Here is a 15674-nt window from a genome sequence, read left to right on the forward strand (position 1 = left end):
ATACCCAGTTGATTGTTCTCATCGTACCATCGGATCGAGCCGAATTCGTCGGAATCGCTGCCAGCGATCCGATACTCTCCTTCGAGGGGTTGCTGGCCCGTGACCAGTTGATCACCCTCGACAGTAGCTGTCGGCGCGGACGGCGAAGGGCGGGCCGAGTCCTCACGGACGGAGACGGTCAGGTCGTCACTGGCGGAGCGGTTGGCCTCGTCCGATACCGTAGCCTCGACGGTGCGTTCGCCGGAGGACGAGAACTCACGGACGAGCGTGTGTGTTCCTCCGTCGAATTCCGGGTCTCTCTCGATGACGGCCCCATCGATGCGCCACTCGATGCCGTTTATTGGCGTCGTTCCAGATTCGACAGTAGCGGTGTAGGATATCTGGTCGTCGACGAGCGGATTCAGAACTGCCAGAGACCGTCACCGCCGGTGCAGGTGACTGGCCAACGGAGACGTACATCGCATCGGTATCAGTTCGACCATGTTCGTCCGTGACCGTAAGCCGGACCGTGTAAACGCCTTCTCGGTCGGGCACGAACTCCGTCTGGACGCAGTCGTCGCAAGAAGGTACCTGCGAATTCCCCTCGGGCGTTTCGATACGCCATTCATAGGTGGCGAGACCGCCTGCAGGCGAGCGAGAACCGCCGCCGTCCAAGAGGACGATATCACCCACCTGTGCCTCCTGATCTGCCCGGCCTCCGCGAACGGGTCAGCGTTGCCGCCGTTCTGCGTGGCATTCACGTGACCAACAGCGCCGAACGCGACGCCAGTTAGCAGCACCGACAGCAGTAGCAACCGATAATATTCCATTGATAGTTACAGGATATAAATTGCGGATGCAATATAAACCTGTGGAACGCGCTATCGGGTGAAAGCACTAAGAACAGGCACCAAGAAAAAGGATAAATAAGCGGACGAGCGGCGGGGGCCGTCAGTTCTCGCCGGGGAGATCCTGAAACGCGCCGACGAAATCGTCGTGGTCCGATAGGTCAGAAACTGTCTCGTCGACGTTTCCACGGAGTTCGTCGACTTCATTACAGAGTTCGGTGTACTCGTTGCTTGCTTCTAGTTCCCGGTCCGATTTTTCGGTTTCCAGAAGCGATTTCTTGGAGACGAGCGAGTAGTACTGCTGGATATCGGCCTCGTACATCGAGCGAGTCTGGATTCGGTCGACGACCTCCATCAGTTCGTCTTTGGAGACCGGCTTGACCAGGTAGTCGTCGAACCCCATCTCGATGATGTCGAAGTCTGGGTCAACTGCCGTGACCATCACAATGCGGCAGTCGTATCCGCGATCCCGGATCTCGGAGAGAACCTCGTCGCCAGACAGCCCCGGCATCCGACGGTCAAGCAGAACGATCTGGACGGAGTCTTCCATCTTCTCCAGAGCGCTCTCACCGTCATACGCGGTATCGACGGTCCAGTCGGTCTTGAGCCAGGCCGCAAACAGATCTGCAAGTCGTGATTCGTCGTCTACGACGAGGATGTCAACTGGTTGGTCGGGCATAATCAATTATATTTAGGGGTACGTCCGATATTCGTGCACGATAGATGTATGGCGGTAATGGGTGATAAATGCCGCGGCCGTATGTCGGGGAACTTATGTATGAATGAATATACTATTTGCTCTCCTCTTCGTCCTCGCTCTCGGAGAATAGTTCGCTTACACCGCCGCTTTCGATCGTTTCGTACACCACGAGTTCGAGCAACGCAAGCGCACCTAGCAGGAGCACCATGCCGAACACGGGCACTGCTACCAGTACGACGATCAGTAGCGCGCTGAAGAGATACTGGATAGCGCTGTATCCGGGTGCCCGCTTTGCGACGGCAATTCCTTCCAGCGTCGCGTCAATGACGCCGAGGTCGTCTTCCGCCCGAACCAGAACGTGTCCAGTGCGGAACGTCAGCAGAATGACGGCCAGAAGGGTATAAAACCCGAACGCCGCCCCGATCCAGAAGACGAACGAATTACTGGCAAGCGCGAGCGTAACATAGACGATAGTAACGGTGAGACTGCCGAAAATGAGCGCCGAGAACAGTAATCCTTGACGGAAGTTATCACGAATCGAACCCAGAAAAATCCGCGTGAGTTTTTCGTCCGAAACCGAATCCATCTCTTTGCGTTGCTGGACGGAATGCGAGATAGTCGCAACAGCGGCGAGACAGACGGGACCAATTGTCAGAACGGGAAAGACGAACAGCACGCCCAGAATGCTGACGATAGAGACGATAATGATCTGATCGTACACCAGCCGTCCCCACGGCTTGACAGAGCCGAAGAAATCGAGGGCAGTAACTGAGTCCTGAGAACCCATCGTCAGAAGATTTTCGACGACAGGTCAAAGAGTCACCGAAACCCGATCGGACGTGAGAAGAGTAGGCATATAAAAGTTTCCTGATATTTTATTTACAAAGATAGAATAGCAAAAGTATAGATTAGTAGTAGTTTCGAATATATTATAAATATTACAGGGGGGCATCTGATATGAGACAGGGCCTACGGTCAAGCGGGATATAACTTTATTCTGAAACTTTTCAGATCGAACGTACAAAGAGAGACATGACATTGGCAACCGACCGGTCTCTCCGAGTCTCGTAAAGAAATACAGTATAACGACCAAATCTATTTCAAAATGGTTTGAGCAAATATAAAATAGTTCGAGGATCGACGGCAACGGACGGTAAGAATCAATTATGCCGACATGGAAAGCGGGTTCGTCGATTACAGCGTGATCCACAGTCTCGCAATAGTTGGTTGTATATCAGTTTTTGAACTCGCCTGTCACGAATCGAATGGTCAAGACTGAACCATTACCATCAATTTTCAGTACTATATATTCAGATTATAATTAGCCAAAATTGACAAGCTAATTGTCGAGTTTGTGTATCGCCCATCAATAGATGAGCCCAACTTTGATCCAATCACTAATCCCTGTGAAAGTTGGACACTGAGTCGATACGCCAATTCGATATACGTCTTTTGTCTGTCTCTTTTCGAGGTGATGATTTCGTATTCGCGGCGCTGCACGACGCTCTAACAAAGATAATCACCGGATGTGTCAGCTACGTTCGCTTGGAGGACGTTGGACACGCTCTGCGATAGATTTCTGTAACGAAATCTCCATCTGGAGTTCACGTAACGTACTCTCGACGACGTCAAAGCCAATATTTTCGTAGACCGAGATAGCGCGTTCTTTGCCACTCGAGACCTCCAGTGAGAGCCCGGCGTGATCTTTATCGGCGGCGTAAGCGAGGAGTTGTTTCATCAGTTCCGTCCCGATGCCACGGTCCCGAACGTCCTGGTGAACGAAGATCACTATTTCTGGGGTGGCTGATTGTTCCGGGGTAGCGGCGACGTGGCCGACAATACGGTCTCCACGGAGTGCTATCAGCCCCCACCCTCGGTCCATCAAATTCACTAACCAGTTTTCGATCTGCGGTCGACCGGCCGGTGGAAGCCCCATCGTCCGACTGTACGAGTCAAGATCCTCGTACATATCGACGAGCGGTTCCAGATCCTCGGAACGATACGGGCGAGCGATCAACGCTTCCTCCTCTTTATCAGTAAACCGAGGGCAACGAGGGGGACAGTACGGTGTTCCCACACAGTCAGAATTATCCCAGATGTTACATTTGAGATCCTCTGAGTCACCGCTCATGCATAGAAAGTCGTGCCGAAACCTCGTAAGTGCGACCCTGAACATGACGGTTTTTTAAGTACTCCGTAGAGATGCGTCTGTAATTTTATACCCAGCCAGTAATTACGCGTACCGATGGCAACGCAGTACTACTTCGAGGACCTGCAGGAAGGAGAGATCAGGGAACTCGGCGGATATACGATTCCGAGAGATGAAATGATTCGGTTTGCTCGGCGATACGATCCTCAGCCGATCCATACGGATCAAAAAGCCGCGGAAGATTCGATATTCGGCGGACTCATCGCGAGTGGGTGGTATACGGCGAGTATCTGTATGTGATTACTCACTGACAAGTTTTTGACGATGCGGCGAGTATGGGTGCCCTTGGTCTAGAGACACTCGATTGGTCGACCCCCGTACGGGCGGGTGATAGGATAGCCGTCGAAAACGAGATTCTCGAGACGAATCGATCGGAAAGTCATGCAGACAGGGGCTACGTACGCAACGAAACCCGAGGATACGACCAGAACGGGAACGAGGTGATCAGATGGGTTGCAATCAATATCGTCGGGCGGCGCCAGTAAAACGGAATTGACATCTACCTGTGGTCGAGTTACGCCCACATGGACGACAGTAGCGATACTACGGTCTATTTCGAGGATGTCGACCCCGGTACGACGACGGAGTGCGGTTCGACCACCATCACGGAATCGGAGATTGTCGAGTTCGCCGAGCGGTACGACCCACTCGAGATACATACGGAGACCGAAGTGACGGGGGAAAGCCCGTTCGGCGGTCTCATCGCAAGCGGCTATCACACGCTCTGTCTCTCCGTTCGTCTGCTCGTAGAGGCGGTTCGTCGCGACCGAGCGGTCGTCGGTGGATTGGGGTTAGACAGCGTTTCGTGGAACAATCCGGTCGAACCCGGAGACACACTGACTGTCACGAACGAGGTTGTCGATACCCGACCGTCAGATAGCAATTCGGAAACGGGAGTTGTCCACGAAGAGATAGTGGTGACGAACCAGGCAGGTGAGTCGGTGCTCTCGTACGAGAATTTCGAGCTCGTGCGCCGCCGTGATTGACTCTCTGAGGGGTTCGACCGGTCCTCCGGATACGGGAAGTCTTTATTTGCGAAAGATGACAACATAGAGTAGAGGGTATGTCCAGCGAATACGTCACCTCCGAGACCAACCTGCCTGAGAACTACGAGGACGGGGAGATACAACTGCAGATAAGTGACAAAAACACGAAAGAGATCTTCAGTACTCAAGCCAAAGTAAGTAGAGATCCAGAGGATTTAGACGATTCGGAGCCTCTCACGGTAGTTCGTGGCCCCCACGAAAACATAGAAGAACAGTGGTACATCGAGATCCTCGAAACGGATACCGAACCTGGAGGAGTCGACACAGCGGTACTGGAATCAGTAATCGGAGATCTCGAAGAGGATTCTGAATATAATCAACACGCGGTCGGAAGATCTGAAAACTCTTCTGGAGTATCTAACGAGAGCCGGCAGGTACGACTCGGTATCGGAGGCAAGCCGATCGATCATGCTCGAATATATTGCGGAGAACTACCCCGATCTGGTCGAGGAATACGCCGATCTCAAAGTACAGGCAGAGCGTGACGGATTGATTATGGAACTACGAGACGAAGAATGACGGTCGAGACACTGCGCCAATACCTGCAGAGCCTCGAAGCAAGGGATGATCTCGATCGGATCTCGGAGGAGATCACCTGGAACCTGGAAGCAAGCGCCCTCACGATGCTATCGAACCAGCATGACAGTGCGGTTCCACTGTTCGAGAACGTCGAGGGGGCGCAGTTGGTCGGCGACCCGTATCGTGGCTCTCAGCGGCGGCCGTGGGACCGAATTGCGACCGGCCTTGGACTACCGCCGAACTTGTCCTGTGACGAGTTCTACGGAGAGATTATCGGACGACTCAAGAACCCGTACGAACCGGAGACCGTCAAGTCCGACGACGCACTGTGTAAAGAAGTAGTCCGGACGGAGGACGCGGACTTACTGGACTTTCCCTGGCCCTATATCCATGCGGGCGACGGGGGACGATATTCCAACTTGCACACGCTGATAACGTCGGATCCCGACTCGGAATGGGTAGACTGGTCCTACCATCGTTCGATGATCCACGATAGCAAGACCGCAAGCGTCCTCTTGCTCGCTGGCGAACAAACCCCGAACCTGTACTACTACAAGTACGAACGGCGCGAAGAACCGATGCCCGTTGCAATCGCCGTCGGAGCGGAACCCGCGGTACAGTATACGTCGGTTATGTGGATCCCGACCGGGCGGAGTGAAGTCGAGTACGCCGGTGGTCTGAAGGGTGAGCCAATCGAGTTGGTTCCCTGTGAGACGAACGATCTCATGGTGCCCGCATCGGCCGAACTCGTCATCGAAGGTGAGATCCTCCCGAACGCACGCCGAGACGAGGGGCCGTTCGGGGATTACTTCGGCTACATGCATGGGCCGCGCAGATCGATGCCGGCGCTGCGCGTCGATGCCGTTACGCACCAGCGAAACCCGATCATTCCGTTCTGCGTGGAGGGGAGCGGCGTCGGCTACACCGAGAACTCGACCAGTTCGATGGAGGTGGGTTGTGTGGGTCCCGACGCAACGCTCGGTCTCCGTATGGCGGGGTTCGACGTGAAATGCTGTGCACCCTGGACGTCTTCCCCACGAACCGTGTACGTGGTGTCGATGGAGACGGCCGATCCCGGGCGCCTACACGAACTCGCGAACTTCATCTTTACTACGTGGGGGATGCTCCACGTCGACTTTTTCGTGTTCGTCGACGCCGACGTCAATCCGCTGAATCAGCGGGACGTGTTAGAGGCGCTCTCCTTGCATGCCGACCCGGACGAAGATTTTCATCAGTTCGGACGAGAGATGATGCCGAAAGTCCCGCTCAACATATACCAGACACCAAGCGAGAAGGGCGATATACAGACGGGGACCTCCAAAGCAAAGACCGCAAAGGCGTATATCGACGCGACGCGCGGCGGAGAGGAACCAGCAGACGGGGTCACGGATAAGGTCGAACGCCGACACGCTGCTCAAGAAACCCTCGAACAGGCGGGGGTCGATCCGGAGCAACTCCCGTTCGTGTATCCCGGAGGTGACGACCAATGATGACGTTCAGAACCCTCCTCGACGAACTGGAGTCCCAGGAAGACCTCGTACGTGTCACGGACCCAACACACTGGGACGGAGCCGCCGCGTCGGTCGCCAGCGAGGCGGTCAAAAACAGTTGTCCAGCGGTCCTGTTCGAGGAGACGCCCGGGAAGGTCCGGTTCGCGAGCGGTGCCTATGCCGGACCGGACCAGCTCGTCGAACACGACCAGTCGTCCTGGAGACGGGTCAGTACTGCACTTGGACTCGGGCCGGACTGTCAGTATATCGAACTGCTCGATCATCTCGCCGAGTCCGAGCCGGAGCCGATAGATGGAAGCGACCTCGGAGAGCCAGCGGGGCACAGAACCGAAACGGATCTGTACTCGCTCGGTCTGCCGTCGATCACACGGGGAGAGCGCCCCCTGGTCACGCTCGGACTGATCGCCGCCGAACGTGACGGGACGTCCACGTGGGCCCCGGTACGGGGACGAGTACAACACACCACAGGAATGCGGCTATCTGTTCCGGAAGCGTTCGCCGATTGGTACGCTAACGGTACCGAAGCGATGATTCTGCTGGGGGTCTCGGGTAGTGCACTGATAGCTGCCGCAGAGGGCTGGACTGGCGAGCGAGCGACGCCGGAGGTCCCCGAACTGGCGGCAGGCCTCTCGGACATCTCGCTGGCGGAAGCGGATTCAGTTGTCGTCCCAGCAGCCGTCGAGGCTCGGTTCACGGGCGAGGTTCGAGATGTGGAGGGCGACGTGGGCGGACCCGAGGCCGCGTGGGAACGAACCTGCGACGTGACCACCATCGAAATCGATATCGAGCGGAGCGCACTCCGAGAGGACCCGATCGTACCGTTTACTCCGCTCGGCAGCCCGTTGACCGACGACGTACTACTGACGAGTCTCGTCGAATCGGCGGAGCTCTATCGCAGAGTGAACAGCTATTGGGGCGTCTCGCCGGTCAACTGGATACGGCTGCCGTTCGAGGCACGTCTTGGGCTCTGCATCGTTTCGAGCGAGATCCTGTACGCCGGTTTCGAGTGGCAACTGGCGAATACCCTGTTTTCGTTCTCCCGGCTGTTCGACAAGGTACTGGTGTTAGACGAACAGGCGGACCCGACGAATCTGGCGCGCGCACTCGACGATATGTGGGTAAAAGCACATCCGGCGAACGACTGGACGTTCAGCGAACCGAACGCCCCGAGCGCGTCTGCACCCCGCTATCGACGTGACGGGGAGACCGGAACTCGCCTGTACATCAACGCAACGTGGGATCCGCGGTGGGACGAAGAGTATATCGCACCGCGTGTCACCTTCGAGTCCTCGTATCCGGAGAACATCCGAGAGGCGGCCAGAGAACGCTGGAACCAGCTAACCCATGCTGGAGGAAATGATGAGTGACTTCGTCAGGATCCCAGTTGGCCGGGGGACTCCGGAGGGAGTCAACAGCGCGTACGTCGTGCCGGACAGCGGCGTCGTCATCGATCCCGGACCGCCGACCGATAGCTCGTGGAGTGCGCTCCGTGACGGAATAGAGCGTACGGAGATATCTGTGCAGGGGATCGATCACGTGCTGGTGACTCACTGGCACGCCGATCACGCTGGACTCGCCTGCCGATTGGCCGACCGGGCGAACGCGTCGATACACCTCCACGAGGGCGACGCGCACCTGGTCGGTGATTATACTGAAGCACGACAGCGCCGATTACGGCGCGATGCCAGCATCCTCGGCCGCTGGGGCGTTCCCGAGCGGATCCGCGAGGCCTTGCTCGACCGCGACGCCCCGTCACCGTTACCCGATACGTACCCGGTACAGGCACACGAGGAGGGTGACCGGATCGCCGGAATCGAAGTCGTCCACACACCCGGTCACACGAAGGGCCACGTGTCGTTTGCGACGGCAGAGACCCTCTTTCTGGGCGATGTGCTCCTTCCGACGTACACGCCGAACGTCGGGGAAGCGACACGCGCCTCGACGATCCGCTGGCGACGTACCTCTCGTCGCTGGAGCGGGTCGAGACCATCGCAGCGGGCCGAACCGGCGAGCCAGGTCACGGGACGACGATGGACGTGGACGCGGCCATCAAAGCAGTGCGAGAACACCACCACCAGCGAGCGAAAGACGCGTACGACGTAGTCGCTACGACCAACGAACCGACGGCCTGGACCGTCGCTCGCGAACTCTTCGGAGAGATGAACGGCATCCACGCGAAGTTCGGAGCGGGCGAAGCGGCGGCGCATCTGGACCGGCTTGCCGCCCTCGGGGTCGTCGAACGGATCGAAGCGGATCCGGTCCGGTACAGGACAGCGGTCGCCGACTACCCATCCAGCGTGAACTTGACGCCGTAGCGTGGGATCCCTTCCTGCACGTAGATCCGCCGTATCGTCGCCCGGACCTCGTCACCGACGGATGCGTCGTCGAGGTCGGCATCCGTGAGTTGGCCGGGGAGCTGGATCGCGTCTCGCCCGTCGCCCAGTTCGACGATTGCGACGCCGTAGGCTCCGTCGCGCTGTTGCTGTTCTGCGAACTCCGGCGGTGCGCCGCCCTGACCGATCGTCGTCAGTGCCAGAATCGTCCCGCGCTGAGACGCCTCGAACCGCTCGAAATCGACGCGAGCGTGACAGGACTGGCAGGCGCCGTCCGGCGGGAACGAGACGGCCCCACACTCGGGACACCGCCCGGCAACGAGACGGTAGCGCTGGTCGAGCGAGCGCCGCCAGTTCGGGAGACTGACGTTGGCTCCACCGCCGGCGACCTCGCCGGAGACGACGTAGCCGCGTTCGCGGAGGTAGTCGGCGTAGGAGAGTTCGGTCCCGTCTTCCAGGTCGTCGATGCCGGCCACTGGGAGTCCGCCCTCGCAGACGAACGCCGCGGCGGTGCCGCCGCCGAAGAACGCGGCGAGGGACCGTTCGCCGTCGGCCGCCGCGAGCGCAGAGAGAAGGCCGATCGGCACGGTGGCCGCGCCGGCGTCGCCGATCCGATCGACGACCATGCCGGCGTGGACCGCCTCGTTGTCGACCGGTAGATCACCGACGATACGGTACGGCAGTTTTCCGTTGGGCTGGTGGACTGCCGCGCGGTCGACGGAGTCGACGCCGTCGAGATCCGCGGCCGCACCGGTAATCGCGTCTCTGACGACGTCTCGCTCGAACGTCGTGATCCCCAGCGATTCGACGGCCCCCTCGCCGCGCCGCCGGAACCGAACCCCGGGTGCTTCGTCGGCGTGCCAGCCGATCTCACGAATCTCGACGGCCGGGTCCTCGTCCACGACGAACGCGGCGGCACCCGCGCCGAGCGAGTGATCCTCGTCAGCCGGTTCCCCCTCGGGGCAGTCGGCGACGGCGACCAGCGCGGGGCCGTCGGCGTCGAGCGCACTGGCGAGCACATCCGCCCCCGCTGCAGTGTGCTGGGTGCTCGCGACGGTCCGGACGTCGGTCGACAGCCCCAGCGTCCGGACGAGTCGGCCGGTGACGTCACTCTCCTCCAGCGGCGGCGTCGTCGTCGCCACAGCGAGAAGCGAGATCGAGTCGCGACCGACCTCCGCGGCACCGAGCGCGCGCTCGCTCGCCGCCGTTGCCATCGTCAGCGCATCCTCGTCGGCGTTCGGGACAGCCTTTTGATCGATGCCGGTCGCGTGTGTGGTTCCCCACGCGTCTTCGAGTTCCTCGGCCGAGAGACGGTATCGCGGGAGGTAGAGTCCCGCCGCGGTGAGTCCCCTCATCTATCCACCTCCTCACGCTCGAAGACGTGAACCGCGACGCCACCGCCGCTGCCGCCGACGTTGTGGGTGAGTCCGTAGTTCGGCTCGTCGACCTGGACGTGTGCGTCGCCGCGGAGTTGATCGAATGCTTCGGCGATCTGACCCGTTCCGGTAGCCCCGATGGGATGGCCCTTCGATTTGAGACCGCCGCTCGTGTTCGTCGGGAGGTCGCCGTCCGGATCCACGACGCCGTCGCGCAGGAGCCGTTTGGCCTCTCCACGCTCACAGAAACCGAGATCCTCGTAGGCGACTAGTTCGGCGATTGCGAAACAGTCGTGCACCTCCGCGAAGTCCAGATCCTCCGGGCCGATCCCGGCTTCGTCGTAGGCCGATTCCCCGGCCCGGACCGACGCCGGAATGCTCGTCAGTGTGTCGCGCTGGAACAGTCCGACCCGACCGCTCGACGCACCTGCACCGGCCACCCGAACCATCGGATCGCTCGTCTCGCGAGCGACTTCCTCGCTGGCGACGAGAACGGCACTCGCGCCGTCGGTGGTCGGACAGCAGTGATAGAGGTTGAGCGGATCCGCCACCATCGGCGCGTTGACGGCATCTTCGAGCGAACACTCGAATCCGAGATGCGCCTTCGGGTTTTTCGCCCCGTTGGAGTGGTTCTTGACCGCGACGCGGCCGAGGTCCTCCACCTCCGCGTCGTACTTCTGCAGGTAGGCGCTGGCCATCTGGGCGTACACGCCCGCAAACGTCGTCCCGCTCATGCGCTCCCACTCCATCTCACCGCTGACGCCCAGCCACCAGCGAGTGTTGTCGGAACTCGTGTCGGTCATCACCTCGAAGCCGCCAGCGAGCGCCACGTCGACCATCCCCGATCGGACCGCGGCGACGGCCTGTCGAAACGCGAAACTACTCGCCGCGCAGGCGTTTTCGACCCGAGTCGTCGGAATCCCGTGCAGGCCGACGTACTCCGTGGCCGCGGGGCCGCTCAGACCGATCTGTCGCCCGCCGACACCGAGCGTTCCGAGAAACGCTTCATCGATATCGTCTGGAGAGATCGTTCCGTCGACGCTCGCGCGGGCCCGCTCGTAGGCGGAGTCGAACAGCGACTGGTACGTCTCCTCTGGAAACGAGCCGAACGACGACTGTCCGGCACCGACCACGTAGGCATCTCTCATACACCCCAGATTGCCGTGGATACCTAAAAAACCCACAGGTGTGGGTCAGCGTGACGTGATCTTACGCCCAGTCTGCAGTGGGCTTTCCGGCCGCTGCCCGGTTGCCAGGGTCCGAAGTCTTTTTTGGGCACACAATCAACATCAATAAGCATGAGCTATTCAGGGCCGACAGAGCTGTATATAGACGGCGAGTGGACCGATTCCGAAAGCGGAGAGACGATCGAAACCGTCGATCCAGCGACCGAAGATGTCTACGCGACGCTTGCACAGGCGTCCCCCGAGGACGTCGATAGTGCTGTCGTAGCTGCCAATAGAGCGGCTGATCGGGATTCGGAGTGGCGATCGATGGATCCGCGCGAGCGGGGACAGCATCTGAACGCGATGGCCGACGCCATCGAAGACCGGAAAGACGAGATCGTCCTCGTCGAGTCCCACGACAACGGCAAGACGCCGTTCGAGGCGACCCTCGACGTCGATATGGTGATCGATACGTTCCGATACTACGCAGGCTGGGCCGATAAGATCCAGGGCGACGAGGTCCCGGTCCCCGGCAATCGGTTCAACTACACCGTACGCGAACCCCTCGGCGTCACCGGGCACGTCATCCCGTGGAACTATCCCTTCCAGCTGGCCGGACGCAGCCTCGCTCCGGCGCTGGCCTGCGGTAACACAGCGGTACTCAAACCGTCGAGCGTGACCCCGCTGTCGGCTCTCTACTACGCGGTCGCCGCCGAAGAAGCCGGGCTTCCCGACGGTGTAATGAACGTCGTTCCCGGTCGGGGCAGCACTGCCGGTAACGCGCTCGTCGAACATTCCGACGTGGAACACATCGCCTTCACCGGATCGACCGGCGTCGGCAAGGGCGTCATGGAGAACGCAGCCCAGAACGTCACGGGTGTCACCCTCGAACTCGGCGGAAAGGGACCGAACATCGTCTTCCCGGACGCGGATCTCGATGCCGCCGCCAGCGGCGTTCACTACGGTATCTTCATGAATGCCGGCCAGATGTGCTGGGCCGGATCGCGACTGTTAGTCCACGAGGACGTCCACGACGAGGTCGTCGAGAGGGTCGTCGAAGGGGCGGAATCGACGCCGCTCGGGAGCGGCATCGACGACGACGGACGGATGGGTCCGGTGGTCGACGAATCCCAGCAGTCCGAGGTCCTGGAATACATCGAGAGCGGGAAGGCGGACGGCGCGACCGTCGCGACGGGCGGCAAGGTTCCCGAGGACAAGCAGGAGGGGTACTTCGTCGAACCGACCGTCTTCACCGACGTCGAGAACGACATGGCCATCGCCCGCGAGGAGATATTCGGGCCGGTGCTCTCCGTTATCAAGTTCTCCGACCGCGAGGAGGCGATCGAAATCGCGAACGACTCGCCCTACGGTCTCATGGCGGGGATCTGGACGAACGATCTCGAGACCGCACACACGACCGCGGAGTATCTCGACTACGGGATGGTCACCATCAACGAGTTCCCGGTCACACAGCCCCAGACACCCTTTGGAGGGTTCAAAGAGAGCGGCAGCGGACGCGAGCAGGGGACCGAGGCACTCCACGAGTACACGCAGACGAAAAACGTCAACATAAACCTGGGCTGAGGTCGCGTCGGTCCGATGGTTCTTTTTCGGTCGTCCGAGGTGTTGCCGGGACACTTATGTGACCGTACTGTGCGTATTGCAGTATATGAGCCTGATAGAGAGTGTGCTCACCGAGGAGCACCGCGAGTTCCGGGATCGAGCCGATCAGTTCGCGACCGAAGTCGTCGAGCCACGGGCACAGGAGATCGAAGACGACGACGAGTTCCCCCGCGACGTCATGGAAGCGGCGGGCGAGCGCGGACTCCTGGGAATCTTGCTTCCGGAGGAGTACGGTGGGCAGGGATCGGACTTCCTTTCGTACTGCGTCGCAGTCGAGCGGATCGCGCAGGTGAGCGGTGCCGTCGCCGAGAGCATCCAGGGGCACACCTTCGCGGCACTACCGATTGCGAACTTCGGGACCGAACGCCAGTGTAAACAGTATCTCGAACCGATGGCTCGCGGCGAGACAGTCGGGGCAATGTTGCTGACCGAACCGGGAGCGGGGAGTTCCCCGACAGAACTGGCTACTGTCGCCGAAGAAGCGGACGACGAGTTCCACATCTCCGGGGAGAAGTCGTTCGGAACGAACGCCGGGGTGGCCGATGTCCATCTGGTGGTCGCGCGAAAGCGCCCCGCACCGGAGGACAGCCACGGAGTGAGCGTGTTTCTCGTTCCGGGCGTCGACGACGCGGACGGGTTCTCCTTCGACCGCAAGGAGTTTATGGGGATGCGAGGGCATGTGACGGGCGATTCGGCGTTCGACGGTGTCAGCGTCCCGGCGTCGGCGCTCCTCGGAGAGATCGGACAGGGGTTCCGGATCGCGATGGGGACCATCGACATGGCCCGGACCGGACTCGGAGCGATCGGAACGGGCATCGCTACCGCCGCGTTCGAGGACGCCATCGAGTACGCGGGCGACCGCGAACAGGGCGGAAACCCCGTCGGAGAGTATCAGGCAGTGCAGGTTCTGATCGCGGACATGGACGCAGAACTCGATAGCGCACGTCATCTCGTCTATGGCTCCGCGGCGTCGATTGCGGACGGGAACCCGCAGACGCGACAGTCGAGCAAGGCGAAGTACGTCGCGAGCGAGGCCGCCGAGTTCGTCACCCGAAACGCGATGCAGGTCCACGGCGGAAAGGGATACCGTACGGACCTTCCGCTGGAGCGGTACTATCGGGACGCAAAAATACTGAGTATCATCGGCGGCACGAACGAGATACAGAAAACGACCGTCGCCGGTGAGGCGCTCGGACTCTAATCGAACGTCTCGACGATCAGGAATTACTCGTCTGCTGGCTCCTCGTCTCCGAGTTCGACACCGATGAAGTCGGGGTCACGGTCGTTGAGGAAGGCGTCGGTTCCCTCCTTTGCGACGTCGGAGCCGAGGAGGTTGTTCTGGAGTTCGCGCTCGTGAGCGAGCGCATCGCTGAGGGGCATCTCGAGGCCCTCGTTGACCGCCAGTTTGTTGTTTCCGACCGCGAGGTTTGGCTTTTGAACGATCATCTCTGCGAACTCGAAGGCCTTGTCCTCGACCTCGTCCGGTGGGTGAAGTTCGTCGACGACGTCTCGTTCCAGCGCCTCTGCAGGTGTGATCGTCTCGCCGGTTATCAGCATCTTGAGTGCATCGGATCGGTTAATGTACCGCGGGAGGAGCTGTGTCCCTGCCTCGCCCGCAATGAGGCCGAGATTGATCTCCGGCATCCCGAGGTTGTAGTCGTCATCGTCACCGACGAAGCGGAAGTCACACGCGAGTGCGAGTTCCAGGCCGCCACCCATACAGTGACCGTTTATCATCGCGATGAAAATGGTATCTGTTGTCCGCATTTTCATGATGATCTCTTTGCTCGTCTGGCTCGCGTAGCCGATCTGATGGGCTGGTTCGTCCTGAAGTTCCTGAATGTCGAACCCCGTAGAGAAGAACCGCTCGTTCTCGCTCCCGAACACTGCACATCGTACTTCGTCGTCGAAGCGGACCGCCTCGACAGCGCGCTGCAGTTCGAGGAGGACGTCGATGTTGTGTGCGTTTGCTGGCGGACGGTCGAGACGGAGAACACCGACGTGGTCCTCCGTATTGGTGGTGAAATACTCTGGTCAGCTCGTCGAAGGGTTTGAGTGGCATACAAACCATCCATTGACACCCAACTATAAGTAACTTTCCTGATCGACCGAAATCGCCCGACACAGAGCGAATCACACTGCTGTAGCTACGCTGGTCGCGAAGCGTTTCCCGGCCGGTGCGTTGCTACCGTCCCGTATCCGGATTTTCGCCGTCGAACTTGATCCGCTCGAACACTGTGTTACAGCCGTTACAGTAGTACTGGGTTTTGGAAATCTCGCTGCCGAAAGCGGATTCCTGTTCCGTATCCATCGACTCGCAGAACGGGCAGACGACCTCCAGTTCTGTTTCTTGGTTACTCATGG

General features: G+C 59.7%; 18 protein-coding genes and 1 pseudogene. 11 read left to right on the forward strand and 8 right to left on the reverse strand.

Annotated elements, in window-relative coordinates:
- Positions 1–8: 8 nt before the first annotated feature.
- Complete coding sequence (locus ACFQH2_RS11760) at positions 9–494, forward strand: hypothetical protein (protein WP_377077027.1); 486 nt, start codon at positions 9–11, stop codon at positions 492–494.
- 10 nt (positions 495–504) lie between these two features.
- Here ACFQH2_RS11760 and ACFQH2_RS11765 read toward each other — a convergent pair.
- The 4 genes and pseudogenes from ACFQH2_RS11765 to ACFQH2_RS11780 form a co-directional block, all read right to left on the reverse strand.
- Positions 505–672 (reverse strand): annotated as a pseudogene (locus tag ACFQH2_RS11765) (hypothetical protein); the annotation flags it as partial.
- A 258-nt stretch (positions 673–930) separates the two neighbouring features.
- Entirely contained in the window at positions 931–1506 is a 576-nt protein-coding gene (locus ACFQH2_RS11770; protein WP_377053817.1) for a HalX domain-containing protein, read from the reverse strand.
- A 112-nt stretch (positions 1507–1618) separates the two neighbouring features.
- Positions 1619–2314 carry a hypothetical protein gene (locus ACFQH2_RS11775; RefSeq protein WP_377053819.1) on the reverse strand — a complete coding sequence of 232 codons (696 nt, stop codon included), beginning with the start codon at positions 2312–2314 and terminating at the stop codon, positions 1619–1621.
- Between the two features lie 744 nt (positions 2315–3058).
- Positions 3059–3658 (reverse strand): GNAT family N-acetyltransferase, encoded by a 600-nt coding sequence (locus tag ACFQH2_RS11780; protein ID WP_377053821.1) that lies wholly within the window; start codon positions 3656–3658, stop codon positions 3059–3061.
- 114 nt (positions 3659–3772) lie between these two features.
- On the opposite strand from ACFQH2_RS11780, the gene ACFQH2_RS11785 reads away from it, so the two are divergent.
- The 8 genes from ACFQH2_RS11785 (at position 3773) to ACFQH2_RS11820 (ending at position 9127) form a co-directional block, all read left to right on the forward strand.
- Positions 3773–3976, forward strand: coding sequence for a MaoC/PaaZ C-terminal domain-containing protein (locus tag ACFQH2_RS11785; RefSeq protein ID WP_377053823.1), 204 nt, complete (start codon positions 3773–3775; stop codon positions 3974–3976).
- 35 nt (positions 3977–4011) lie between these two features.
- Positions 4012–4221 carry a hypothetical protein gene (locus ACFQH2_RS11790; protein WP_377053825.1) on the forward strand — a complete coding sequence of 70 codons (210 nt, stop codon included), beginning with the start codon at positions 4012–4014 and terminating at the stop codon, positions 4219–4221.
- A gap of 39 nt (positions 4222–4260) precedes the next feature.
- A complete protein-coding gene (locus ACFQH2_RS11795) occupies positions 4261–4722 on the forward strand; it encodes a MaoC/PaaZ C-terminal domain-containing protein (RefSeq protein WP_377053827.1) in 462 nt (153 codons plus the stop codon).
- Between the two features lie 77 nt (positions 4723–4799).
- On the forward strand, positions 4800–5267 hold the full coding sequence (locus ACFQH2_RS11800) for a hypothetical protein (RefSeq protein WP_377076774.1): 468 nt from the start codon (positions 4800–4802) through the stop codon (positions 5265–5267).
- 30 nt (positions 5268–5297) lie between these two features.
- Entirely contained in the window at positions 5298–6791 is a 1494-nt protein-coding gene (locus ACFQH2_RS11805; RefSeq protein WP_377053831.1) for a UbiD family decarboxylase, read from the forward strand.
- Positions 6788–8179, forward strand: a complete 1392-nt coding sequence (locus tag ACFQH2_RS11810) for a UbiD family decarboxylase (RefSeq protein ID WP_377053833.1) — start codon at positions 6788–6790, stop codon at positions 8177–8179. The genes ACFQH2_RS11805 and ACFQH2_RS11810 overlap by 4 nt, the downstream gene beginning before the upstream one ends.
- Complete coding sequence (locus ACFQH2_RS11815) at positions 8172–8915, forward strand: MBL fold metallo-hydrolase (RefSeq protein ID WP_377076775.1); 744 nt, start codon at positions 8172–8174, stop codon at positions 8913–8915. The genes ACFQH2_RS11810 and ACFQH2_RS11815 overlap by 8 nt, the downstream gene beginning before the upstream one ends.
- Positions 8870–9127, forward strand: a complete 258-nt coding sequence (locus ACFQH2_RS11820) for a hypothetical protein (protein WP_377076776.1) — start codon at positions 8870–8872, stop codon at positions 9125–9127. Before ACFQH2_RS11815 ends, ACFQH2_RS11820 begins: the two co-directional genes overlap by 46 nt.
- Here the strand turns inward: ACFQH2_RS11820 and ACFQH2_RS11825 are convergent.
- Together ACFQH2_RS11825 and ACFQH2_RS11830 are read right to left on the reverse strand one after the other, a co-directional pair.
- Positions 9097–10500, reverse strand: a complete 1404-nt coding sequence (locus tag ACFQH2_RS11825) for a zinc ribbon domain-containing protein (RefSeq protein WP_377053837.1) — start codon at positions 10498–10500, stop codon at positions 9097–9099. The genes ACFQH2_RS11820 and ACFQH2_RS11825 overlap by 31 nt on opposite strands.
- Positions 10497–11669, reverse strand: a complete 1173-nt coding sequence (locus ACFQH2_RS11830) for a thiolase domain-containing protein (protein WP_377053839.1) — start codon at positions 11667–11669, stop codon at positions 10497–10499. The genes ACFQH2_RS11825 and ACFQH2_RS11830 overlap by 4 nt, the downstream gene beginning before the upstream one ends.
- A 150-nt stretch (positions 11670–11819) precedes the next feature.
- On the opposite strand from ACFQH2_RS11830, the gene ACFQH2_RS11835 reads away from it, so the two are divergent.
- A complete protein-coding gene (locus ACFQH2_RS11835; protein ID WP_377053841.1) occupies positions 11820–13271 on the forward strand; it encodes an aldehyde dehydrogenase family protein in 1452 nt (483 codons plus the stop codon).
- Between the two features lie 85 nt (positions 13272–13356).
- Positions 13357–14511 carry an acyl-CoA dehydrogenase family protein gene (locus ACFQH2_RS11840; RefSeq protein ID WP_377053843.1) on the forward strand — a complete coding sequence of 385 codons (1155 nt, stop codon included), beginning with the start codon at positions 13357–13359 and terminating at the stop codon, positions 14509–14511.
- A 23-nt stretch (positions 14512–14534) separates the two neighbouring features.
- Here ACFQH2_RS11840 and ACFQH2_RS11845 read toward each other — a convergent pair whose 3' ends face one another.
- Positions 14535–15266 (reverse strand): enoyl-CoA hydratase/isomerase family protein, encoded by a 732-nt coding sequence (locus ACFQH2_RS11845; RefSeq protein WP_377076995.1) that lies wholly within the window; start codon positions 15264–15266, stop codon positions 14535–14537.
- A 229-nt stretch (positions 15267–15495) separates the two neighbouring features.
- Positions 15496–15672, reverse strand: coding sequence for a hypothetical protein (locus tag ACFQH2_RS11850; protein ID WP_377053847.1), 177 nt, complete (start codon positions 15670–15672; stop codon positions 15496–15498).
- Positions 15673–15674 lie beyond the last annotated feature (2 nt).

The organism is Natronoarchaeum sp. GCM10025703 (assembly GCF_042661985.1).
Taxonomy (GTDB): domain Archaea; phylum Halobacteriota; class Halobacteria; order Halobacteriales; family Natronoarchaeaceae; genus Natranaeroarchaeum.

Coding starts and splice junctions, on each gene's coding strand:
- ACFQH2_RS11830 (WP_377053839.1), bottom strand. CDS start 11,669: ATGAGAGATGCCTACGTGGTCGGTGCCGGACAGTCGTCGTTCGGCTCG.
- ACFQH2_RS11850 (WP_377053847.1), bottom strand. CDS start 15,672: ATGAGTAACCAAGAAACAGAACTGGAGGTCGTCTGCCCGTTCTGCGAG.
- ACFQH2_RS11840 (WP_377053843.1), top strand. CDS start 13,357: ATGAGCCTGATAGAGAGTGTGCTCACCGAGGAGCACCGCGAGTTCCGG.
- ACFQH2_RS11805 (WP_377053831.1), top strand. CDS start 5,298: ATGACGGTCGAGACACTGCGCCAATACCTGCAGAGCCTCGAAGCAAGG.
- ACFQH2_RS11835 (WP_377053841.1), top strand. CDS start 11,820: ATGAGCTATTCAGGGCCGACAGAGCTGTATATAGACGGCGAGTGGACC.
- ACFQH2_RS11785 (WP_377053823.1), top strand. CDS start 3,773: ATGGCAACGCAGTACTACTTCGAGGACCTGCAGGAAGGAGAGATCAGG.
- ACFQH2_RS11825 (WP_377053837.1), bottom strand. CDS start 10,500: ATGAGGGGACTCACCGCGGCGGGACTCTACCTCCCGCGATACCGTCTC.
- ACFQH2_RS11800 (WP_377076774.1), top strand. CDS start 4,800: ATGTCCAGCGAATACGTCACCTCCGAGACCAACCTGCCTGAGAACTAC.
- ACFQH2_RS11780 (WP_377053821.1), bottom strand. CDS start 3,658: ATGAGCGGTGACTCAGAGGATCTCAAATGTAACATCTGGGATAATTCT.
- ACFQH2_RS11775 (WP_377053819.1), bottom strand. CDS start 2,314: ATGGGTTCTCAGGACTCAGTTACTGCCCTCGATTTCTTCGGCTCTGTC.
- ACFQH2_RS11795 (WP_377053827.1), top strand. CDS start 4,261: ATGGACGACAGTAGCGATACTACGGTCTATTTCGAGGATGTCGACCCC.
- ACFQH2_RS11790 (WP_377053825.1), top strand. CDS start 4,012: ATGGGTGCCCTTGGTCTAGAGACACTCGATTGGTCGACCCCCGTACGG.
- ACFQH2_RS11815 (WP_377076775.1), top strand. CDS start 8,172: ATGAGTGACTTCGTCAGGATCCCAGTTGGCCGGGGGACTCCGGAGGGA.
- ACFQH2_RS11810 (WP_377053833.1), top strand. CDS start 6,788: ATGATGACGTTCAGAACCCTCCTCGACGAACTGGAGTCCCAGGAAGAC.
- ACFQH2_RS11770 (WP_377053817.1), bottom strand. CDS start 1,506: ATGCCCGACCAACCAGTTGACATCCTCGTCGTAGACGACGAATCACGA.